Below are 22499 nucleotides of genomic sequence, written 5' to 3'. Positions count from 1 at the left end.
CAAGACCCGCCCGCCCCCCGATGCGCGTAGCCCGCAATGATGCCGGGGTGGCGTATACATTTCAATGCCGCGATGAAACTCGGACACCGGTCGGCGGGGCCGGCCGGGGCCGTGCCCGGGTGACCGGGGAGAATCCCCCGGTGCCCGTCCATGAGATCACCGACCCCGACGACCCCCGGATCGCCGACTACCGTGCGTTGACCGACGTGGAGCTGCGGACCCGGTGGGAGCCGCCGCACGGCCTGTTCATCGCCGAGGGCGAGCTGGTGCTGCGCCGGGCGCTGCGGGCCGGCTATCCGCCCCGGTCGTTCCTGGTCGACGCCAAGCGGACCGACCAGCTCGCCGACCTGGACACCGCCGACGCCCCGGTGTACGCGGCCACGCCGGACGTGCTGGAGCGGGCCACCGGGTTCCACGTGCACCGGGGGGTGCTCGCCTCGTTCCACCGCACCCCGTTACCGGCTGTCACCGAGTTGCTGGCCGCCGCCCGCCGGGTGGTGATCCTCGAGGACGTGAACAACCACACCAACCTGGGCGCGGTGTTCCGGGGGGCCGCCGCGCTCGGCGTCGAAGCGGTGCTGCTCTCGCCGTCCTGCGCCGACCCGCTGTACCGGCGCAGCGTGCGGGTCAGCATGGGGGAGGTCTTCGCGGTGCCGTACGCCCGGCTGGACCGCTGGCCGGTGGGGCTGGACCAGGTACGGGAGGCGGGCTTCACGGTGCTCGCCCTGACGCCGGCCCCGGACGCCGTACCGATCCAGCGGTTGACTCCGGCGCAGCGGGAGCGGGCGGCGCTGCTGTTGGGTGCCGAGGGTCCCGGCCTGACCGCGGCGGCCCAGTCGGCCAGCGACGTACGGGTGGTGATCCCGATGCGGCGCGGGGTGGACTCGTTGAACGTGGCCGCTGCGGCGGCGGTGGCGTTCTGGGAGCTGGGCCGGGACGATCCCCCGTTCGGCGGCGGGTAGGCGTCGCCGACGGCGTACTCCGGCACGGGCCGGTTCCGCCGGTGACGACGCGCCGTCGACCAGTCAGCTTGCATGACCATGCGTTCTGATGAATAATCTTCCCCGTGTCCAAGGTTCTCACGTCCCTGCCCATCGGCGAACGGGTCGGCATCGCCTTCTCCGGCGGTCTCGACACCTCGGTCGCGGTCGCGTGGATGCGCGACAAGGGTGCCGTTCCCTGTGCCTACACCGCCGACATCGGCCAGTACGACGAGCCCGACATCGCCTCGGTGCCCGGCCGCGCGCTCAGCTACGGCGCCGAGGTCGCCCGTCTGGTCGACTGCCGGGCCGCCCTGGTCGAGGAGGGCCTGGCCGCGCTGACCTGCGGGGCCTTCCACATCCGGTCGGGTGGCCGGGTCTACTTCAACACCACCCCGCTGGGTCGGGCGGTGACCGGGACCCTGCTGGTCCGGGCGATGATCTCCGACGATGTCCAGATCTGGGGCGACGGCTCGACCTTCAAGGGCAACGACATCGAGCGGTTCTACCGGTACGGCCTGCTGGCCAACCCGCAGCTGCGGATCTACAAGCCGTGGCTCGACACCGACTTCGTCACCGAGCTGGGTGGGCGCAAGGAGATGTCGGAGTGGCTGCTCGAACGCGGCCTGCCGTACCGGGACAGCACCGAGAAGGCGTACTCCACCGACGCCAACATCTGGGGTGCCACCCACGAGGCGAAGACCCTCGAACACCTCGACACCGGCATCGAGACGGTCGTCCCGATCATGGGCGTGCGGTTCTGGGACCCGACGGTGGAGATCCCCACCGAGGACGTCACGATCGGCTTCGACCAGGGCCGCCCGGTCACCATCAACGGCAAGGAGTTCGGCAGCCCGGTCGACCTGGTGCTGGAGGCCAACGCCATCGGCGGCCGGCACGGTATGGGCATGTCGGACCAGATCGAGAACCGGATCATCGAGGCGAAGAGCCGGGGCATCTACGAGGCACCCGGCATGGCGCTGCTGCACGCCGCGTACGAGCGGCTGGTCAACGCCATCCACAACGAGGACACCCTGGCGAACTACCACAACGAGGGCCGCCGCCTCGGTCGGCTGATGTACGAGGGCCGCTGGCTGGACCCGCAGGCGCTGATGCTGCGCGAGTCGTTGCAGCGCTGGGTCGGCACCGCGGTCACCGGCGAGGTGACGTTGCGGCTGCGCCGGGGCGAGGACTACTCGATCCTGGACACCACCGGCCCGGCGTTCAGCTACCACCCGGACAAGCTGTCGATGGAACGTACCGAGGACTCGGCGTTCGGCCCGTCGGACCGGATCGGCCAGCTCACCATGCGTAACCTCGACATCGCCGACTCGCGGGCCAAGCTGGAGCAGTACGCCTCCCTCGGCATGGTCGGCGGCGCGACGCCGCAGCGGATGGTCGGCGCCGCGCAGGCGGCCTCGACCGGACTGATCGGCGCGATGCCCGAGGGCGGCGCGGAAGCCATCGCCTCCCGGGGCGTCGCCTCCGTCGACGACGAGGCCCTCGACCGCGCCGCGATGGAGTTCGGCGTCGACTGACCGACCTCCCCGGAACGGGTCGGTGCGCCAACCGCCGGCCCCGGCCCGTTCCGGTCGGTCCGGCCGGCTCCCGACCCGTTCCGGTCCCGCCGGCCCCGACCTTTCCGGTCCCCGTCGGCCCCCGGCCGGTACGGCTCTGCCCCGCCCGGTACGGCTGTCCCGCCCGGGTAGCGTGTCGCCCGTGTTCCCTACCGTCCGTGAGGTGCTGGCGCTGGACCCGGTCCGGCACGGCGCGCCGCGCCTGGTCGCCGGCGAGACCGGGCTGGACCGGCGGGTGCGCTGGGTACACGTCGCCGAGGTGCCGGACATCGCCACCCTGCTGCGCGGCGGCGAGCTGGTCCTCACCACCGGCATCGGGCTGCCCGCCGACGATCCCGGGTTGCGCGCCTTCATCGCCGCCCTGGCCGACGTCGAGGTCTCCGGTCTCGTCGTCGAGCTGGGCCGCCGGTACTTCGGCGGCGTGCCCCGGGCGATGGCGGCCGCCGCCGCCCGCCGTGACCTGCCCCTGGTGGAGCTGCGCCGGGCCACCCCGTTCGTCCGGGTCACCGAGGCGGTGCACGCGCTCATCGTCGACGCCCAACTGCACGAACTGCGCGCCACCGAGGAGATCCACCAGCGGTTCACCGAGCTGTCCGTCTCCGGCGCGGGGCCGCAGGAGGTGGTCCGGCAGGCCGCCGAGCTGGCCGGCTGCCCGGTGGTGCTGGAGAATCTGTCCCGCCAGGTGCTCGCCTACGACCCGGCGGGGGAGAGCGCCGAACTGCTGCTCGACGGCTGGGAACAGCACTCGCGGCGGATCCGGCCGGCCGGCCGGACCGCGTACGACACCGACAGCGGCTGGCTGGTCACCACCGTCGGTGCACGCGGACAGGACTGGGGCCGGCTGCTGCTGCGCTGGCCGGGCGGCGAACTCACCCCGCACGACGCCACCCCACCGACCCGGTTGACCATCCTGGTGGAACGGGCCGCCTCCACCCTCGCGCTCGGGCGGCTGATCCGGCGGGACGCCGAGGGGCTGGAACGGCAACTGCACCGTACCCTGCTCACCGCCCTGCTGGACCACTCCCGGCCGGTCGACGAGGTGGCGCTGCGGGCGCGTGCGCTCGGCGTGGTGCTGGACCGGCGGCACCTGGTCGGGGTGGTGGTCCGGTACCGGGACGAGGAGCCCGACGACGGCCCGGAGACCGGACCGGCCCGACTGCGGGACCTGGCCGAGGCGGTCGGCCAGGCGTTACGGGAGGCGAAACTGACCGCGTTGACCAGCGCGGTCGACGACCACGCGGTGGGCGCGCTGCTGGCCCTGCCCGACCCGGCCGCCGAACCGAGGGCGCTGACCGCGTTCGCCACCGCACTGCGTCGGGTACGCGTCGACGCCCGGCCCGCCCCGGACGCCCCGGCAGCGGTGATCGTCGCCGCCGGTTCCGGGGTGGACAGCATCCGGGAGGCCCGCCGGTCGTTGGTGGAGGCCCGGCAGGTCGCCGACGCGGCACGCCGGGACCGGCGGGAGTTGCCGGTGTTCCGGTTGCCGCACGTCGGACTGGCCGGGCTGCTGCACCTGCTGCGCGACGACCCCCGGGTGCAGACGTTCGTGGAGCGGGAACTCGGCCCGCTGCTGGCGTACGACGCCCAGCACCCCCGGGACCGGCTGCTCGGCACCCTGCGCGCGTACCTGGAGCAGGGGCGTAACAAGTCGGCGGCGGCCGGCGCGGCACACCTGTCCCGACCGGCCTTCTACGAACGGCTGGCCCGGATCGCCCGCATCCTCGACGCCGACCTGGACTCGGTCGACGTGTGCCTGTCCCTGCACGTCGCCCTGCTCGCCCTCGACGCCGTCCGCGCCCGCTGACCGCCGTCCGTCCGCCGTCCGCGCGCCGTCCGCGCGCCGTCTGCGTCCGCTGTCCGCGCCTGCTGACGGACGGACTTCTTCCTCCTTGTGACAAACGGATGACAGTTCGTCGACAGGTATGACCTTTCGGCCGCACACTGCAGAACCCACGCATCAACCGGGTGAAGGCGAGGTGCCGGCATGAACGACTCGGAGGGTGGACGGGTCTCGCAGCCCGGCCCGGCGACGTCCCTGACCCGGGAGCTGTTCTGGGTGGTGCCGGCGGTGATCGCCGTCGGCGGTGCCACCGTCTTCCTGCTGTCCAACCGGGCCTGGGGCGCGGACGCGGCGGCCATCATCGGGTTCCCGCTCAGTGTGCTGGCGATCATCGTGACCATCCTCATCGACCGGGGTGCGTTCAAGGCGCCCTTCCTGAAGGTGCCCCGGGACCGGCGACGCACCTTCAAGTCGGCGGCGGCGTTCATCGTGATCGTGATGCTGGGTACGGTCGCCGTCTGGTGGATCCGCCGCGAGTCGGACCCGTTCGACTACATGTCGGGCGACATCCGGGTCGGGTACGTCGCCTTCGAGTACCAGGGCTGGCACACCGACACCGGCAGCGGCAACCCGGAGGGGTTCGACGTCGACCTGGTCAACGAGATCCAGGCGTACTTCTCCTCGTCCCGGGTCACCTGGGTGGACCTGGGCACCCTGGAGAACCGGTTCGCGGCGCTGCGGGGCGAGTGGAGCAAGGACGGCGCGGGCGTGGAACAGAAGCCGGTGAAGCTCGTCGTGTCCAACTTCAGCATGACGCCGGAGCGGGCGGAGCGGGTCGACTTCGTCGGACCGTACTTCGTCGACAGCCAGGGCTTCCTCGCCCGGGACCCGAAGGTCACCAGCATCTCGCAGATCGCCCGGGGACGGGTGTGCGTGGTGCGGAACTCCCGCAGCGACGAGAAACTCACCCAGATCGGCTGGAACCCGGTCCGGGAGAACTCGCTGGCCGCCTGCGTGGCGGAGTTCCAGGGCGACCGGGTCGACGCCGTCTCCAACGACCGGTCACTGGTTGCCGGATTCGCCAAGAGGCTCGGGTTGTCGCCGCCGGTCCCGTTGAACTACGGCGCGGAGAAGTACGGCGTGGCGATCCCGAACAACATGCCCCGGCTCTGCGCCGAACTCACCAAGGTCGTCAACGACTTCCTCACCTACAACTGGTCGGATTCGTTCCGCACCCACCTGGCCCCGCTCGGCCTGTCCGAGAAGATGCACGTCCGACCGGCCTCGGCGGACCCGTGCCAACCCGCCGGGCCCTGGTACCGCTGACCCGGCCTCAGGTCAGCGCCGCCAGGGCCTTCGCGTACGCGGGCGGGACGAAGTTCGGCCCGCCCGGGGTGAACACGTCGGAGCCGGCCGCCGCCGTCCACGCCTGCGGCGGCACCGCCTCGACCAGCGCCCGGACCACCGGCGCGTCCCGCCACTGGTCCTGCTCGGCGAGCAGGCTCAACGCCACCACGGACTCCTCGACCTCGCCGACGCACTCGAACGGCTTGTGCCCGTCGACCCCGAGCAGCTCCCGGTAGCCGGGGAGCTGGGCGGGGTCGGCGAGCAGGTCCCCGCCGAAGACGTGGGTGATCCGCTCGCGGGGCATGAACGGGGCCAGCGCCAGGAAGACGAACCGGCACTTCGGGCAGTCCCGGCACCAGCGGGCGCTCGGGTCGTGCAGCTTGAACGCGGCGTTGCAGCTGGTCACCACGTCGTCGTACCGGGTGAACCCGGCGAACAACCGGGCGATGTGCAGCTCCGACAGGCTGCGCAACAGCGAGAAGTACGGCTCGGTGAGGCCGGCGTGCTCGGTCAGCGCGCCCCGGATCAGCTCCTCCGCCTCGACGCCCTTGGACCACTGGTGGTTGATCTCGTGTCCGTTCCAGATCAGGTTCGGGTCGGACGCGGACCGCTCGTTGGACATCACCACCGGACCGAGCCCGTGCAGCACGGCGGTCGCGACCGCGATCAGCGAGTTGATCGCGGTGACCGGGATGTGCCCGTTGCGGGCGCCTGCCTTGTTCAGCGCGAACAGCGCCGGGTCCAGCTGCCGCCGGGCGGCCAGCGCGGCCAGCCCGGACGCCTCGTTCACCGACACGATCACGTGGTTCGGGTTGACCGAGAAGGGCACCGGGTCCATGCCGGCCCGCCGCAGCGCCTCCAGGCTGACGATGGAGTCCTTGCCGCCGCCGACCGCCGAGAGGGGACGCCGCTCGCTGGTGTCGACCACGGTCGCCGGTGGCACCGAACCGGCCGGCACCTCGGGGGTCAGTTCCAGCACGTACGGGAGCTGGTTGCGGTACGCGTACTCGGCCAGGCCGCTGGTGTAGACGGCGGTGAGCCAGGCCACGGCGGCCGGGCCCAGCGGTGCCGGCGTCACCAGCCGGGGCGGCGCGGCGGCCTTGTAGTAGCTCACCCCGGCGGCCAGGTGCAGCAGCTCCAGCACCCGGTCGAGGGTGGCGACGGTGGCCGCCGACGGCGGCTGGGCCGGCAGCGGCAGGGTGACCACCTCGGTGAACCGCAGGTCGCCGTCCGGGCCGGTGAGCGCGTAGTCCAGCCGCACCTCGCCGGTGGACAGGTCGATCGTGCGGGACGGGAAGGTGAAGGCGTCCATCCGCCGGAGCTGTTCGTTGGGCACACGCCATACTAGGCCGTGACAAATGAGCCCGTACCCGGCTGGAGGAGATCACCTGTGCGCCTGTCTGACCTGCACGGACGTACCGTGGCCGTCTGGGGCACCGGGCGGGAGGGCCGGGCGGCGGTGACCGCGGTGGCCGCGCACGGTCCGGCCAATCTGGTCGCCGTCGACGACAGCGCGAACTTCCTCTCGCTGGACTGGTCCGGCCCGTTGGCCGAGGCCGCGCCGCTGGTCACCGGTGACGGGGCGTTCCCGGCGCTGGCCGCCGCCGACGTGGTGGTCCGCTCGCCGGGCGTGCCGCAGACCCACCCGTGGCTGGTCGAGCTGCGTCGCCGGGGCGTCACCGTCACCGGTGGCAGCGCGCTGTGGATGGCCGACCACGCCGCCCGCACCGTCGGGGTCACCGGCAGCAAGGGCAAGAGCACCACCTCCAGCCTGATCAGCCACCTGCTCACCGCCGTCGGCCGGCCCAACGTCTTCGGCGGCAACATCGGCGTACCCCTGCTCGACCTGCCCGACGCCGAGCTGTACGTGCTGGAACTGTCCAGCTACCAGTGCGCCGACCTGACCGACTCGCCCCGGGTGGCGGTGGTCACCGCGCTGTTCCCGGAGCACCTGGACGCGCACGGCGGCGAACGCGAGTACTACCGGGACAAGCTGAACCTGCTCGCCCACGGCCCGGAGACCACCGTGGTCAACGGCACCGACGAGCGGCTCGCCGCCGAGCTGGGCGACCACCCGGCGGTCCGGGCCGGCCTGCCCGGCGGCTTCCACGTCGCGTCCGGCCCGGACGGCACGCCCTGGTTCCACGCCGCCGACCGGCCGCTCTTCCCGCGTACCACGTTGCCGCTGGTCGGCGCGCACAACGCGGGGAACCTGTGCGTGGCGCTCGCCGTGCTCGACGCGCTCGGCGTGGACGTGCCGGGCCGGTCCGCCGAGATCGGGGCGGCGGTCGCCGGGTTCCAGGGGCTGGCCCACCGGCTCACCGAGATCGCCGACCCGTCCGGGCTCACCTTCGTCGACGACACCCTCGCCACCAGCCCGTACGCGGCGATGCACGCGATCGACGCGTACGACGCCCGGCCGTTGACGGTGATCGTCGGCGGTACTGACCGGGGGTTGGACTACGCGCCGCTGCGGGCGCACCTGGCCGACCGGGAGATCACCGTGATCGGCATTCCGGACAGCGGGCCGCGGATCGTCGACGCCCTGGCCGGGCTGCCCCGGGTGCGTACCGAACTCGCCGACGACCTGGTCGCGGCGGTCCGGCTGGCCCGCAAGCTCACCCCTCCCGGCGGGGTGGTGCTGCTGTCGCCGGCCGCGCCCAGCTACGGCCGGTTCCGTAACTTCGAGCACCGCTCCGAGGTGTTCGCCCAGGCCGTCCGGGACACCGCCTGAGCTGCGCCACCGGCCCGCCCGGCAGAATGGGGCGGACCGGTGGGTCGGCGGGGGAGGGGAACGGTGTGGGCGTCGCGGTGACCGATCAGGATTGGCGGCGGACCCGGCGGGCGGTGCTGTCCGACGCGGCCGGGGTCGGGGTGGCCGTCGGCGCGCTCGGCCTCTCCTTCGGGGCGCTCGCCGTGCTGGCCGGTCTGTCGGTGCTCCAGACCTGCGCACTGTCGCTGCTGATGTTCTCCGGGGCCTCCCAGTTCGCGGTGGTCGGGGTACTGGCGGCCGGCGGTGGCGCGCTCACCGCCGCGGCCACCGCCACCCTGCTGGGGGTCCGCAACGCCCTCTACGGGCTGAACCTGTCGTCCCTGCTGCGGGTACGTGGACCGGGCCGGCTGGGCGGCGCGCAGCTCGTCATCGACGAGAGCGCGGCGATGGCCCTGGTCCGGGACGAGCCCCGGCAGGCCCGGCTGGCGTTCTGGGCCACCGGGGTCGCGGTCTTCGTCTGCTGGAATGTGGCCACCCTGGCCGGGGCGCTGGGGGCTCGGGTGCTGCCCGACCCGGAGGCCCTCGGCTTGGACGTGGCCGCGCCGGCGGCGTTCCTCGCCCTGCTGGCGCCCCGGCTGCGGAACCGGCGGCTGTGGGCGGTGGCGGTGGCCGCTGCGGCGACTGCCCTGGTCGCCGTCCCGCTGCTGCCCAGCGGCCTGCCGATCCTGGTGGCCGGTTTGGTCGCGGTGGTCGCGGCCCTGCTCGGCGGCGGGCGGGGCACCAACCGGGGCGCGACCGGCGGCACCGACCGAAGTCCGGCCGGCGGGAACGACGGGGCCGCCCGGAGCGGGGCCGTCGCGGGTGACGGGGCCGCCCGGGGCGCGGCCGGCGGGGTCGGCGGCGACCGGGACGGGGTCGGCGCGGACGGTGGTGGCCGGTGATGTGGACGGCGATCCTGCTCGGCGCGCTCGGGGTCTACCTGCTGAAACTCGTCGGCCTGCTGGTGCCCAGATCGGTGCTGGAACAGCCGCGCGTCGAGGAGGTGGCCGCGCTGCTGCCGGTGGCGCTGCTCGCCGCCCTGGTCGCGGTGCAGACCTTCGGCGCGGGCCACCAGCTGGTGCTGGACGCCCGGGCGGCCGGCGTCGCGGTGGCCGCCCTGGCGGTGCTGCTGCGTGCGCCGTTCCTGCTGGTGGTGGCCCTGGGCGCCGGCACCGCCGCACTACTGCGCCTGCTCACCTGACCTCCGCCCGGTGCTGCGCCTGCGCACCGGGCGTCCGTCCACTCGCTGCTGCGCCTGCTCACCTCATGTCCGTCTGCTGCGTCGGGTGGGCGCGGAGCAGCCGCAGCAGACCCGCCCCCACCAGGTACGCCACCAGCGCGGCGACCGGCAGGCCCCACGGCTCCGGCGCGTCCTTCGGGGTGACCGCGTTGACCACCAGGGCGGCGACCACCGCGCCGTACCCGACCACCGCCAGCGCGCCGCGTGCCCGGTCGTTCCGGGTGGACGGTCCGGTCGGGGACCGGTGGCCGGTGCGGGCCTCCACCGGGCCGAAGACGGCGACCAGCGCCGCGAGCACCACCGTCAGCATGAGCAGCCAGGGCACCCGCCAGGCCAGCCAGGCCGGGGAGTGCACCGACGGGGTGGGTAGCAGGCCCACCGCGTCGAGCCCGCCGATCAGCAGGACCGCCGCGCTCAGGTGCCAGAGGAAGATGGTCAGCACCACCGCGTTCACCGCGATCACCGCCTGCCACGGGCCGGGCCGGCGCAGCCACCGCTCGGCCGGTTCCCGCAGCACCAGGATCAGCCCGAGCTGCGCGGTGGCCAGGGCGAGCAGCGCCAGGCTCGGCGGGGCGGCGTTGTCCAGCCGCAGGCCGGGCACGCTCAGCATGCTGACCGGGTACGGCCCGACGGTGGTCGCCAGCACCAGCACGGTGGCTCCGCCCAGCAGCAGCGGCCAGCCCGTCCGCCGGGTCGGTGGCAGCCGGCGGATCCGTCGGGACACCCCGTGCTGGGCGTCGTACCAGCCGTAGCCGAGCTGGTGGAGGGCGAGCCAGCCGAACAGGTAGTTGCCCAGGGCGAGGCTGGCCGGACCGGTGAGCCGGCCCAGGTCGCCGAGCCCGACCAGGGCCGCCAGCACCACCGGCACGGCCAGCCCGAAGCGCTCGTGCAGGGCGTACGTCACCGGGGTCAGCGGCACCACCAGCAGGTACGCGGCGAGGAACCACAGCGGCACGGTGGCGAACCAGACCACGGTACGGACCTGGGCCGGTTCGACCCCGGCCAGCCGGGCGGCCAGCGCGCCGGCGGTGAGCACCAGCACCAGCACGGTGGTCGGCCGGACCAGCCGGGCGCTGCGGTCGAGCAGCCAGCCGGCGGTGTCCCCGCCCCGGCGGCGTCGGGAGGTCAGCGAGGCGGCGTTGGCGTACCCGCCGACCAGGAAGAACACCGGTATCACCTGGGCCACCCAGGTCAGCGGGTACGCCCACGGCAGGTCCGGCAGCGCGGACCGGCCGGTCGGCCGGCCGGCGGCGTCGTGACCGATGACGGTGACGCTCCAGTGACCGATCACGACCATGGTGATCGCCGCCGCGCGGAGCAGGTCGACGTACCGTTCCCGGTCGGCCGGCGTCCGCTCGGCGAGCTGCCGCAGCCGGCGCATACCGTCAGGCTATGCCCGGCGAGCGGTGGCCGGGTGGGCAACGGCCGGTCTGCCGCACACCGTGCCGGCCGACGCCGGCGCGCTACGGCCGATCGGCCAGCAGCCGGGTGTGCAGGGCGACCGGGTCGGTGACCTCGGGCAGATCGCGGGCGGCGAGCCAGGCCGCGGCGGCGGCACCGTCGCCGGCCCGGCGCAGCGGGGCGTCCGGCCAGCGGCGGGCCAGTTCCGCACGGAGCGCGTCGGCGAGCGGGGTCCCCCCGGTGAGCAGCCCACCGGCGAGGACGATCGGTTCGGTGGTTCCCGGTGGGCGGATCCGGGTGGCGCTCTCGGCCAGGTGCGCGGCGGCCTGCCCGATCAGTGCGGAGCCGCCCGGCTCGGCCCGGCGGGCGGCGTCCGCCACCAGCGGAGCCAGCCGGGCCAGTTCCACCGGGGTGGCCCGGGTGACCGTCTGGACCAGCGCGTCCACCGTGTCCCGGGGGCGGGGCGCGACGGTGGCCCGGCCGAGCAACGCGGTGAGGACCTGTTCGCCGAGCGGATCGGGTGCGCGGTGCCGGTCCAGGTCGGCCAGGACCCGGCGGACCGCCTCCCGCCCCAGCCAGAAGCCGGATCCGGCGTCGCCGAGCAACCAGCCGTGTCCGTCGGCGACCCGGTCCAGGCGCAGGTCGCGTACCTGGGCGGCGATGGCCCCGGTGCCGGCGATGAGGACGGTGCCGTCGGGGGCCGCGCTGCCGGAGGCGTACGCGATCAGCGCGTCGCTGTGCACGGTGTACGGGCAGCGCAGTCCGGCGTCGTGCCAGGCCCGGTCGAAGGCCGCCCGCCCGGCCGGGTCGGCGCGCAGCCGGCCGGCCCCGGCGAGCCCGATCACCCCGCCGACGACCCGGCCCGGATCGGTCCCGGCCAGCGCGGCGCGCAGCGCGGTACGGAGTTCGTCGGCCGCCCGGTCGGCCCCGTGGCTGGTCGGGTTGCCGCCGCCGGCCCGACCGGTGCCCAGTCGTGTCCCGGCGGTGGTCACCACGGCGGCCCGGGTGGAGGTACCGCCGACGTCCAGCCCGACCACCACGCTGCCGCCGCTGGCCCGGCCGTCCGGCTCGCCGTCGCCGGTGGCCCGGTCGCCCGGCTCGCCGTCGCCGGTGGCCCGGTCGCCCAGGGTGTTGCCGGACATGCCGCGAACCTCCCGATGATCGTCCCGTGGGGCGGGTTCATGCTGGTCGACCCGGGTGCGGCTGGCAAGGGGCGGGAGCGCCACGCACGGTGTGGTCCAGGTAACAGTTTGAAAACTTCGCCCACGGACTTGACACGGAGGGCCCTTCAGTAAGAACTTTTACCACTAACAGTTAACACTCTTTTCCGAAAGGTGGGCCTCGATGGTCGATCACGGGGTGGACGCCATCGCCGCCGCGGTGGTCGACACCGACGGGTCCGACCGCCGGGACCCGCTCGGGGTCGCCTCCGAGGGCGTGCTGGCCCGGGTCCGGGCCGGCACCGACGAACTGACCGGGGCACTGCGCCGGGTCGCCGAGCACGTGCTCAGCGACCCGGAGGGGGCGGCCCGCGCCACCATCGTGGAACTCGCCGAGCGCAGCGGCACCTCGCCGGCCACGGTCACCCGGTTCTGCCGGGCGATGGGCTTCGACGGGTACGCCGACCTGCGGCTCGGCATCGCCGCCGAGACCGGGCGGGCCCGCTCGGCCGGCTGGACCGTCGACATCGGCCGGGAGATCCAGCCCGGTGACCCCCTCGAACGGGTGCTCGGGCAGATCATGGCCGCGGACACCCGGGCCATGCACGACACCGCCGCGCTGCTCGACCTGGCCGAGGTGGAACGGGCCGCCGTCGCCATCGCCGGCGCCGACCGGGTGACCATCTTCGGGGCCGGCGGCAGCGCCCTGGTCGGCGAGGAGATGCAGGTCAGCCTGCACCGCATCGGGGTGGCCGCGTGGGCCTGGAACGACGTGCACGAGGGTCTGGCCAGCGCCGCGCTACTGCGCCCCGGTGACGTGGCGCTGGGCATCTCGCACACCGGGCAGACCCGGGAGACCATCGAGACCCTCGCCGAGGCGGGCAGCCGGGGCGCGACCACCGTCGCGCTGACCGGCTTCCCCCGCTCACCGCTGGCCGAGCTGGCCGACGTCGTGCTGCTCACCGCCAGCCAGGCCACCACCTTCCGCCCCGACGCGCTCTCCGCCCGCCACCCCCAACTCGTGGTGCTCGACCTGCTGTACGTGGCGGTCGCGCAGCGCACCCACGCCCGCGCCCACGCCGCCTTTCAACGCACCGCCCAGGCCGTCGACGGGCACAAGGCCGCCCGTGCCGCCCTGCCCTGACCCGACGTCCGGCACCCACCGGGCGTCCCGCCACACCCACCGACCGGCCCACCCCGACCTTTCCCACCAGGCCAGATCCCACTTCCAAGGAGAGACGACGATGTCCGTTACCCCCGAGAGCCCGGCCGACCTGAGCCGCCGCACCGTGCTGCGCCGCGCCGCCGCCGTGGGCCTGCTGGCCACCCCGGCCGCCGGTCTGCTCAGCGGCTGCGTCGGCGGCGGCGACGACGAGCCGGTCGAGCAGGCCGCCGGTGACAAGTCCGAGGCCAACCCGTTGGGCGTCAAGGAGGACGCCCCGCTGGAACTGACCATCTTCGCCGGTGGACTCGGCACCAAGTACGCCACCGACGTGCACGTCCCGTCGTACAAGAAGGCGTTCCCGAAGGCCGAGGTGAAGTTCTCCTCCACCGAGGAGGTCGGCACCGTCCTGCAGCCCCGGTTCACCAGCAACACCCCGCCGGACATGGTCAACAACGCCGGCTCGAAGCTGCTCGACCAGGGCGCGCTGGTCCAGGCCGGCCAGGTGCAGGACCTCACCGAGCTGTTCGACGCCCCGTCGCTGGACGACCCGTCGAAGAAGGTCCGCGACCTGCTCGTCCCGGGCACCGTCGAGCAGGGCACCTTCAACGGCAAGCCGTACGTGCTGAACTACGCGTTCACCGTCTTCGGTCTCTGGTACGACAGCGCCCTGTTCGCCAAGAACGGCTGGACCGCGCCGAAGACCTGGGCCGAGTTCACCGCCCTCTGCGACAAGATCAAGGCGGCCGGCATCACCCCGTACTCGTACGCCGGGGCGAACGCCGCCTACTACCAGTACCTGGTCCTGCTCACCAGCGCCGCCAAGATCGGCGGCCCGGACGTGCTGAAGAACATCGACAACCTGGAGGACGGTGCCTGGCAGGCCGAGCCGGTCAAGCAGGCCGCCGCCGCCTGGGCCGAGATCGGTGCCAAGTACGGCAACCGGGCGCACCTGGGTCTCAAGCACACCGAGGTGCAGCTCCAGCAGAACCAGGGCAAGGTGGCGATCTACCCCAGCGGTTCCTGGCTGGAGAACGAGCAGGCCAAGGACACCCCGCCCGGCTTCAAGTACGCCGTCATGCCGGTGCCCAGCGTGACCGCCTCGGACGCGCTGCCGCCGACCGCCATCTACGCGGCGGCCGGTGAGATGTACTTCGTCCCGTCGAAGGGCAAGAACGCCCGCGGTGGCATGGAGTACCTGCGGCACATGCTCTCCAAGGCCGGCGCGAAGGGCTTCACCGAGCTGACCAAGGTGCTCACCGTGGTCCAGGGCGCGGTCGACGGCCTCGACATCTCGCCCGGCCTGACCAGCGGCAACGCCATGCTCACCGCCGCCGGCAAGGACTACTTCGCCTACCGCTTCGACACCTGGTACAAGAAGCTCGACGACGAGGCCCGCGCCGCCACCAACGAGCTGATGTTCTCCGGCGGCACCGCGCAGAAGTTCTGCGACCGGATGCAGAAGGTGGCCGACGCGGTCAAGAAGGACTCCTCCATCGAGAAGTTCAAGCGCTAGGTCGAGGACGGAGACGAGACGACCATGCGGCATGGCAGGTACCCGTTCATCATCGGCTTCCTGGCGGCGCCGGTCGCGATCTACGTGACCTTCGTCCTCGGGCCGTACGCCCAGGCCTTCTACCTCGCCACCACCAACTGGCGGGGGGTCAGCGCCAACCCGGAGTTCGTCGGACTGGAGAACTTCACCAAGCTCTTCTCCGACGACGTCTTCTGGAAGGCGATCCGGCACCACGGGCTCCTGCTGCTCGCCCTGCCGCTGCTCACGATCGTCCTCGCGCTCTTCTTCGCCTTCATGCTCAACGTGGGCGGGGGGAGCCGGGGCGGCGCGATGGCCGGGGTCCGGGGGTCGAGGTTCTACCGGGTGGTGTTCTTCTTCCCCCAGGTCCTGGCCGTCGTCATCGTCGGCGTCATCTTCAGCCGGGTGTACGCCCCGGACGACAGTGGCCTGCTCAACGGCGCGCTGGCCACTGTCGGCCTCGATCCGGTGCTGTTCATGGCCGACCCGGACATCGCCCTCTGGTCGATCATCGCGGTGCTGGTCTGGCAGGCGGTCGGCTTCTACGTGGTGCTCTTCTCCGCCGGCATGTCCTCGGTGCCCAAGGAGATCTACGAGGCGGCCACCATCGACGGCGCCGGCCGGGCGGCGATGTTCTTCCGGGTCACCCTGCCGCTGCTCTGGGACACCCTCCAGGTGGCCTGGGTGTACCTGGGCATCGCCGCCTTCGACGCGTTCGCCATCGTGCAGGTGCTCTCCGTCGACCAGGGTGGCCCGGACGGGGCCACCACCGTGCTCGGCATGGAGATCTACCGCAACGCGTTCAGCTACTCCCAGTTCGGCTACGCCTCCGCGATGGGCGTGGCGCTGTTCTTCCTGACGATCACGTTCGCGGCGCTCACCCTGCGCGTCAGCAAGCGTGACACGATCGAGCTGTAGAGGCGGACACCGATGACCACGGAGATCGCATCCAGCGCCCCGGCCGCCCCGGCCGGAGCCGCCGGGCCGGGCCGGCGGCCCGCCTCCGCCGCCCGCCGCCAGCGGTCCGAGGTGGGCGTGCTCACCACCCTCGGCCACCTCGCCCTGCTGGTCTGGGCGATCCTGGTGATCGCCCCGCTGCTCTGGACCATCCTCGCCTCGTTCAAGAGCAACACCGAGATCTTCCTCGGTAACCCGTTCGCCCTGCCCGGCACCTTCAACTTCGACAGCTACGCCCGGGCGTGGAGCGAGGCGAACGTCGGCCGGTACTTCCTCAACAGCGTCTTCGTGGTGACCCTGAGCACCACCGGCACCATGCTGCTCGGCGCGATGGCCGCGTACGTGCTGGCCCGCTATCCGTTCCCCGGCAACCGGGTCATCTACTACCTGTTCGTCTCCGGGCTGGCGTTCCCGGTGTTCCTCGCCCTGGTGCCGCTGTTCCTGGTGGTCAACAACCTGGGGCTGCTCAACACGTACACCGGGCTGATCCTGGTCTACATCGCGTACTCGCTGCCGTTCACGGTGTTCTTCCTGGCCGCGTTCTTCAAGACGCTGCCGCAGTCGGTGGCCGAGGCCGCCATGATGGACGGGGCCTCGCACTCCCGGCTGTTCTTCCAGGTGATGATGCCGATGGCCCGACCCGCTCTGGTCTCCATCGCGATCTTCAACATCATCGGGCAGTGGAACCAGTACCTGCTGCCGGTGGCGCTGATGCAGGGCGAGGGCGCCGACCGGAAATGGGTGCTCACCCAGGGCATCGCCAGCATCTCCACCTCGGCCGGCTACCAGGCCGACTGGGCGGCCCTGTTCGCCGCGCTCACCCTGTCGATCCTGCCGATGATCCTGGTGTACGCCCTGTTCCAGCGGCAGATCCAGTCCGGTCTGACCGCCGGCGCGGTCAAGTAGCCACTGCCGCGCGGGACCACCACCCGAGGAGGGGTCGAGGTGGTCCCGCGCGGCGCGGCCCGCCGCCCGCCGGCCTCCATCCGGGTACGCACCCGGCCGGGCCTGTCGTGGCGTCTCGGCGGCTGCTGGGTTCTTCTGCCTACCGGAACGTCGGCCCCACCCACTTACGCATCACCCTCTCCTTCCGTGGACCGGCTCGCACCGGCACCTGCTGGTCCGGCCAGAGTGGACGCTGGCCGCCCCCGTGCGCCAAGGATTCGTGCCGATCCGGCAGCCGGCAATGCATTTCGCTCCCACCGGATCCGCGGGAACCGTGGCGTCCCGGGCCCCTGCCGAGCCGACCCGTGACGGGACCGGGCCGTCGCGCTCACCGTCACCCCCCCCATCTGGAGGCGATGCCACGAGCGGTGACGGTCCTGCCGTACCGGGCCGTCAGGCGTTCCTGGTCAGGCCGACGGTGTTGGCGAGTCGGGTGACGTCGGCGGGGGTCGGGCCGGCGCGGAGGATCACGGCGAGCAGGGTGCGGGTGACGGGTCGGAGGCGTACTTCGTGCGGGGCGGTCTGGTCGGCGGTGACGATGGTGCGGCCGGCGGTGTGGTGGTCGCCCACGTCGAGGTGAGCGCGGGTGATGTCGATGAGGTGGGCGGCGCGGTGTTCGGCGGGTAGTCGCTGCCAGCCGGGGTCGCGGCTGGCTTGGTGGTGGTGGGTGAGGGCGGTGTGGTGGTCGCCGAGGTGGGCGGCGACGAGGGCGCGGGCGAGTGTGACGGTGACGGGTCCGAAGCCTTGGTCGTCCGGGCGGTGTCCGGCGGTCCAGCGGGCGGCGAGCTGTCCGGCGCGGTGGAGGAGGTCGTGGGCGGTGTCGGGGTCGTGGGTGGCGGCGGCGATGGCGGCTTCGGTGAGGAGGATGCCGGCCAGGGCGAGTTGGTCGGGTGGGGACGGGCGGTGCGGGGTGGGGTCGATCGGGTGTACGGCGGCGGTGGCGGCGCTCAGGGCGAGGTGTGCCCGGTTGAGTGCCCGTAACGCCTGTGCCAGGGCGATGGCGGCGTGGGCGGTGAGGCAGGGATCTCCGGCGGCGACGGTGTGAGCGCGGTCAGCGGCGAGCCAGGCCGTTCGTGGGTCGCCGAGCTTGACCAAAGTGTGGGCGGTGAGTCGGTACACCTGGACGAGTAGGTCCCCGGCGGGGCGGGCCGCGGCGGCCGTCGCTTCGGGGCGACTGGCGTGCCGGGCGGCGGTGATCAGACCGGGGAGGATGCGTAGGACGTGGTGGTGATGGGCGTGGCGGTAGGCGGTGAGGGCGTAGGTGACCTGCCGGTGCAGCTCCGCCGTTGACGGCGGCCAGTCGCGGCCGGTCGGTGGGCCGTAGCTGGCGAGGGCCTCGCGGACACGTTCGAGGGCGCTGGCGGTGGTGCCGCTGGTGGCGGGTGGGTGTCGGGTGTCGCGACCGAGCAGGACGGTGGGTGACACGCCGAGGGCGGCGGCGACGGTGTCGATGGTGGGGAGCCGGTCGAGTCGGCGGACGCCGCGTTCGACCTTGTCGACCCAGCTCTTGGACTTGCCGATCCGGTCGGCGAAGACCTGCTGGTTCATGCCCCGTCGGACACGGAGTTGAGCGATTCGGCGGCCGATGGGCAGGTCCCGGTAGTGGTCCGGACGGTTCGCCTTGTTCACCGGCGTGCTCCCGTACGGTGCAGGACGTCGGTGGACTGCCCGCAGCGCGGACACCACCGCGACTTGACCCGGAACGCGAGGAGCCCCAGCAGGAACCCGGCACCAGGCCACCGAACACGATCGACACGATCATCTCGGAAGCCACGAAAGACTCACCTTCTGACGAAACGTCCAAGGGGGGCGTGCGGGTTGAGGGTTATGAACCTCGATAGGCGGTAAGTTAGCGCACTTACTCTGCTTACTGGCAAGATCAAGGGCACTAAATTGCGGAGTGTGAAGACGAACCCTGGTTGCTACGCCTGAGTGCCCATGGTCGACTTGGTGCGAGTGCGTGCGTCAACCTCGGAGGGACCACCCATGACCGGCAAGGAGCCGCCCAGCTATCAGCGCGTCGTGGACGACCTGCGCTCCCGGATCCTCTCCGGTGAACTGGCTTCCGGTGACAAGCTGCCCACCGAGCGGGAACTCCAGCAGCGGTGGGGCTTCTCCACCACGATCATCAAGCACGCGCTCACCCTCTTGCGCAGCGAAGGGCTCATCGAGGGCCGTCGCGGTTCCGGCAACTACGTACGCGACCGGACTCGACTCGTCCGCCGCGCGCACTCCCGGGACCTGCGCAATCGTGCCGGCAGCACGTCACCTTTCGCCCGGGACAGCGAAGCCGCCGGCAAGCAACCGAGATGGGAGGCGGACAGCCGGAAGGTCCCCGCCCCGTCCCATGTGGCGGCCCGCCTGGGCATCCAGCCCGGCGCCTTGGTCATGCACACCCGGTACCGGTACCTCGCCGACGAGTCCCCGATTCAGCTCGCCGACTCGTACGAGCCGTTGGCCGTCACGGGCGGCACGCGGGTGGAGTATCCGGAGCGAGGGCCGGTCGTCGGCGTCGTCGCCCGGATGGACTTCATCGGCGTGTCCATCGACCGGTTCACTGAGGAGGTCACCACCCGGCCGGCGTTACCCGAGGAGGTCGACGCTCTCGAACTAGACCGGCGCGGCGGCCGGTGGGTGATCGCGGTCGAACGTACCTACTACGCCGGACAGACCGCCGTGGAGACCGCGGACATCGTGTTCCCCGGCGACCGGTACCGGCTGATCTACGAGGTCCCCGTCGACCCGTGGACGCCGCCGGGCGGGAAGACCGCCCCCTGACCCGGCCGTCACGGTGTAGACGGTGCAGGTCCTCGGGTGGAGCACGCACCATGCCGGTCGAGGCGTGACGCAGTGCCAGGCGGGAAGCTCAGCGTCAAGACCGTTTGGGTAGGAGGCGACCCTCATGATCACTCTGCCGGATACGAGAGACGTTCCCGTCGTGCGGGGGGACTTCCGCGACGACGGTTTGTGGGAACGACTCCAGTACGAGATCCTCAGCCTCACCGCCGAGGGCTTCGGAGCATGCGTTGAGTTCGTCGAGGATCGGGCGCTGGTCGGCCTCGACGAGGCGGCCGTCGTGGCCGGTTACCCCCGCGCGTATCCCGAGCACTACCGGCATCCGGTCGCGTTCGTCGTCGACGCGGTCGCGGTGTCGACGGTGGGGCACCCGCTGCTGGTCGTCAATCTGAACGAGACGGGCCAGGAAAGATCGTTCCGGGCGCTGCCCCGGCAGGTCCAGGCGATTCAGAACAACTTGTCCATCGCGAACATGGACTTCTTCGAGTTCGCGCGGTCAGCCGACCCGGACGGGGTCTTCCGCGGCTTCTAGCTTCGCTGTCCGCCGGGCCGGTAAACGTCGGACGGTGTGCAGCACCCCAGCCAGGTGTTTGACCGGTCAACCTTTCCGCGCTAGCTTGGGAGCCTATCCATCGACGTATCTCGAATGGGTGAGTCGTGCTGCTGAAGTCCGTCGCCCTCGCCGCCTCCGTCATAGGCGTGCTGGCCACCGCCCCCGCCGCCTCGGCGGCAACCCCCCAGGCGTCAGGTGATTTCTGGGGGCCCGGGAACTGCCCGCAGGGCATGTTCTGCGTCTGGCCCAACTGGAACCATCCGCCGGAGGGCCCCACGGAGACTCCGTCCCTGGTGACCGACAGCGACTGGTCCGGTCGCGTCCCGGCGTTCAACTACTACAACCGCACCTCCCGGAACGCCGAGCTCACCTGGTCCTACAACTACCTCGGGTCGGACCTCTCCGGCACGGTGTGCGCGCCCCCCGGCGAGGGCAACCTCTACGTGCCCATGTACGTGACCAAGCTGAGCTGGCAGCCGCGTACCTGCTGATCCTCCGCCGGCACCTGCCCGGCACGCCGTCGGCGTGTCGGTGGGTGGGGGCAGGATGGGGGCGTGCTGGTCGCGGTGGTGGCGGGGGAGGGCGGCGGGGGTGCGCTCTGCCCACTGCACCCGGACGGGCGACCGGCCGGTCCGCCCGAGCCGGCCACCGACCTGGCCGCCGCCGTCGCCGCCCGGGAGGCCGCCGACCGGCCCCGCTGGGTGTGGGCGTCCGGCGCGACGCTCTACCCGGCGTTGCTGCGCGCCGGGGTCCGGGTGGAGCGCTGCCACGACGTGGAGCTGACCGAGGCGCTGCTGCTCGGGTACGCCGGCCGGTGGGGTGAGCCGCGCTCGCTGGCCGCCGCCTGGGCCCGGCTGACCGGCGCGCCGGTGCCGGCGGACCCGCCGCCCCGGCCGGCCGCGCCGCCGGGTGACGGCCAGGGCGCGCTCTTCGACGCGCCGCCCGGGCCGCCCGGTCCGGGCATCGAGGCGTTGACCCGGGTGTACGCCGACCAGCTCGCCCGGATCGCCGGCACCGCCCATCCCGGCCGGTTCCGGTTGCTGGTGGCCGCCGAGTCGGCCGGCGCGTTGGTCGCGGTGGAGATGGCGGCGGTGGGCCTGCCCTGGCGGGCCGACGTGCACGACACGATCCTGACCGAGCTGCTCGGCGAGGCGTCCCCGGTGGGTGGGCCACCGCGCCGGCTCGCCGGGCTGGCGGCCCGGATCGCCGACGCGTTCGGGCTGCGGCAACTGCACGCCGACTCCCCGGCGGAGCTGCTGCGCGCGTTCGCCCGCGCCGGCATCGAGCTGCCGAACACCCGGTCGTGGGTGCTGCGCGGGGTGGATCATCCGGCGGTGCCGCTGGTCCTGGAGTACAAGGAGCTGTACCGGATCTGGACGGCGCACGGTTGGGCCTGGCGGGACGCCTGGGTGCGCGACGGCCGGTTCCGTCCGGAGTACGTGCCCGGCGGGGTGGTCTCCGGCCGGTGGGCGACCCGGGGCGGTGGCGCGTTGCAGATTCCGAAGGTGATCCGGCGGGCGGTGGTGGCCGATCCGGGCTGGCGGTTCGTGGTGGCCGACGCCGGCCAACTGGAGCCCCGGGTGCTCGCCGCGGTCTCCGGGGACGCCCGGCTGGCCGCCGCCGGTGGTGCGGGTGACCTGTACGCCGCGTTGGCCCGGGAGTCGTTCGGCGGTGACCGGGCGCGCGCCAAGCTGGCCCTGCTCGGCGCGATGTACGGGCAGACGGGTGGGTCGGCGCTGCCGGCCCTGGCGGTGCTGCGGCAGCACTATCCGACCGCGTTCGGGTACGTGGAGGCGGCGGCCCGCACCGGCGAGGCGGGCGGGCTGGTCCGGTCCTGGTTGGGGCGGACCTGCCCGCCGGGTGGCGTCGCCGACCCGGACGCGGAGACCGTGGACGGCGGGTTCGACCCGCAGGGGCCCCGGGCGCGGGCGGCCCGGTCCCGGGGGCGGTTCACCCGTAACTTCGTCATCCAGGCGACCGCCGCGGAGTGGGCGTCCACCCTGCTGGCGACGTTGCGGACGGCGCTGGCCGGCACCGACGCGGAGCTGGTCTTCTTCCAGCACGACGAGGTGATCGTGCACTGCCCGGCCGGCCAGGCCGACGCGGCGGCCGAGGCGGTGACCCGCTGCGGGGCGCGGGCGGCGGAGCTGCTGTTCGGCGCGACACCGGTCCGGTTCCCGCTGGACCTGTCCGTGGTGGACTGTTACGCCGACGCCACCTGACCCCCGGTGAACCCTGTTCCCTCTGCGTTGATTATCCGGATTTACCCGACACTACGGGCGGGGGCGCTCGTTGCACCCGGTGTGCTGATCGCA

General features: G+C 72.8%; 19 protein-coding genes. 15 read left to right on the top strand and 4 right to left on the bottom strand.

Features of this window, described 5'->3' with window-relative positions; genetic code table 11:
• Positions 1-20: 20 nt before the first annotated feature.
• The 4 genes from PVK37_RS27215 to PVK37_RS27200 all read left to right on the top strand — a co-directional run bounded on the left by PVK37_RS27215 (position 21) and on the right by PVK37_RS27200 (position 5663).
• Positions 21-962: a TrmH family RNA methyltransferase gene (locus PVK37_RS27215; protein ID WP_423790927.1), complete on the top strand. Its 942-nt coding sequence runs from the start codon at positions 21-23 to the stop codon at positions 960-962.
• A 104-nt stretch (positions 963-1066) separates the two neighbouring features.
• Entirely contained in the window at positions 1067-2518 is a 1452-nt protein-coding gene (gene argG / locus PVK37_RS27210; RefSeq protein WP_275030677.1) for an argininosuccinate synthase, read from the top strand.
• A 181-nt stretch (positions 2519-2699) separates the two neighbouring features.
• Positions 2700-4361: a PucR family transcriptional regulator gene (locus PVK37_RS27205; RefSeq protein WP_480212890.1), complete on the top strand. Its 1662-nt coding sequence runs from the start codon at positions 2700-2702 to the stop codon at positions 4359-4361.
• 180 nt (positions 4362-4541) lie between these two features.
• Positions 4542-5663, top strand: a complete 1122-nt coding sequence (locus PVK37_RS27200) for a transporter substrate-binding domain-containing protein (protein WP_275030675.1) — start codon at positions 4542-4544, stop codon at positions 5661-5663.
• Between the two features lie 7 nt (positions 5664-5670).
• Here the strand turns inward: PVK37_RS27200 and PVK37_RS27195 are convergent, their stop codons facing one another.
• Positions 5671-7020: a MurL-like N-terminal domain-containing gene (locus PVK37_RS27195; protein ID WP_275030674.1), complete on the bottom strand. Its 1350-nt coding sequence runs from the start codon at positions 7018-7020 to the stop codon at positions 5671-5673.
• 54 nt (positions 7021-7074) lie between these two features.
• Here PVK37_RS27195 and murD point away from each other — a divergent pair, with 54 nt between their 5' ends.
• The 3 genes from murD to PVK37_RS27180 all read left to right on the top strand — a co-directional run bounded on the left by murD (position 7075) and on the right by PVK37_RS27180 (position 9637).
• Positions 7075-8418: a UDP-N-acetylmuramoyl-L-alanine--D-glutamate ligase gene (gene murD, locus PVK37_RS27190; protein WP_275030673.1), complete on the top strand. Its 1344-nt coding sequence runs from the start codon at positions 7075-7077 to the stop codon at positions 8416-8418.
• A gap of 77 nt (positions 8419-8495) precedes the next feature.
• On the top strand, positions 8496-9338 hold the full coding sequence (locus PVK37_RS27185; RefSeq protein WP_275030672.1) for an AzlC family ABC transporter permease: 843 nt from the start codon (positions 8496-8498) through the stop codon (positions 9336-9338).
• A complete protein-coding gene (locus PVK37_RS27180) occupies positions 9338-9637 on the top strand; it encodes an AzlD domain-containing protein (RefSeq protein ID WP_275030670.1) in 300 nt (99 codons plus the stop codon). The genes PVK37_RS27185 and PVK37_RS27180 overlap by 1 nt, the downstream gene beginning before the upstream one ends.
• Positions 9638-9695: 58 nt before the next feature.
• Here the strand turns inward: PVK37_RS27180 and PVK37_RS27175 are convergent, their stop codons facing one another.
• Entirely contained in the window at positions 9696-11057 is a 1362-nt protein-coding gene (locus PVK37_RS27175) for an acyltransferase family protein (RefSeq protein ID WP_275030668.1), read from the bottom strand.
• An 82-nt stretch (positions 11058-11139) separates the two neighbouring features.
• The gene (locus PVK37_RS27170) at positions 11140-12219 is read right to left on the bottom strand and encodes an N-acetylglucosamine kinase (RefSeq protein WP_275030667.1); all 1080 of its coding nucleotides are present in this window, start codon (positions 12217-12219) and stop codon (positions 11140-11142) included.
• Between the two features lie 202 nt (positions 12220-12421).
• Here PVK37_RS27170 and PVK37_RS27165 point away from each other — a divergent pair, with 202 nt between their 5' ends.
• The 4 genes from PVK37_RS27165 (at position 12422) to PVK37_RS27150 (ending at position 16796) form a co-directional block, all read left to right on the top strand.
• Entirely contained in the window at positions 12422-13381 is a 960-nt protein-coding gene (locus tag PVK37_RS27165; RefSeq protein WP_275030666.1) for a MurR/RpiR family transcriptional regulator, read from the top strand.
• A 100-nt stretch (positions 13382-13481) separates the two neighbouring features.
• Positions 13482-14915, top strand: a complete 1434-nt coding sequence (gene ngcE / locus PVK37_RS27160) for an N-acetylglucosamine/diacetylchitobiose ABC transporter substrate-binding protein (protein ID WP_275030665.1) — start codon at positions 13482-13484, stop codon at positions 14913-14915.
• 24 nt (positions 14916-14939) lie between these two features.
• Positions 14940-15851, top strand: a complete 912-nt coding sequence (locus PVK37_RS27155) for a carbohydrate ABC transporter permease (RefSeq protein ID WP_275030664.1) — start codon at positions 14940-14942, stop codon at positions 15849-15851.
• Between the two features lie 12 nt (positions 15852-15863).
• The gene (locus PVK37_RS27150) at positions 15864-16796 is read left to right on the top strand and encodes a carbohydrate ABC transporter permease (protein ID WP_275030663.1); all 933 of its coding nucleotides are present in this window, start codon (positions 15864-15866) and stop codon (positions 16794-16796) included.
• Between the two features lie 432 nt (positions 16797-17228).
• Here PVK37_RS27150 and PVK37_RS27145 read toward each other — a convergent pair whose 3' ends face one another.
• Entirely contained in the window at positions 17229-18464 is a 1236-nt protein-coding gene (locus tag PVK37_RS27145) for a helix-turn-helix domain-containing protein (protein WP_275030661.1), read from the bottom strand.
• A gap of 357 nt (positions 18465-18821) precedes the next feature.
• Between PVK37_RS27145 and PVK37_RS27140 the strand changes: the two genes are divergently transcribed.
• From PVK37_RS27140 to PVK37_RS27125, 4 genes are all read left to right on the top strand, one after another.
• Positions 18822-19613: a GntR family transcriptional regulator gene (locus PVK37_RS27140; protein WP_275030660.1), complete on the top strand. Its 792-nt coding sequence runs from the start codon at positions 18822-18824 to the stop codon at positions 19611-19613.
• Between the two features lie 124 nt (positions 19614-19737).
• Positions 19738-20163 (top strand): DUF6924 domain-containing protein, encoded by a 426-nt coding sequence (locus PVK37_RS27135; RefSeq protein ID WP_275030659.1) that lies wholly within the window; start codon positions 19738-19740, stop codon positions 20161-20163.
• Between the two features lie 125 nt (positions 20164-20288).
• A complete protein-coding gene (locus PVK37_RS27130) occupies positions 20289-20675 on the top strand; it encodes a hypothetical protein (protein ID WP_275030658.1) in 387 nt (128 codons plus the stop codon).
• Positions 20676-20738: 63 nt separating this feature from the next.
• Positions 20739-22406, top strand: coding sequence for a bifunctional 3'-5' exonuclease/DNA polymerase (locus PVK37_RS27125; protein ID WP_275030657.1), 1668 nt, complete (start codon positions 20739-20741; stop codon positions 22404-22406).
• Positions 22407-22499 lie beyond the last annotated feature (93 nt).

The organism is Micromonospora cathayae (assembly GCF_028993575.1).
Lineage (GTDB): Bacteria > Actinomycetota > Actinomycetes > Mycobacteriales > Micromonosporaceae > Micromonospora > Micromonospora cathayae.
Note: the sequence above shows the minus strand (reverse complement) of the source record. Positions and strands in the feature narration are given on the sequence as shown.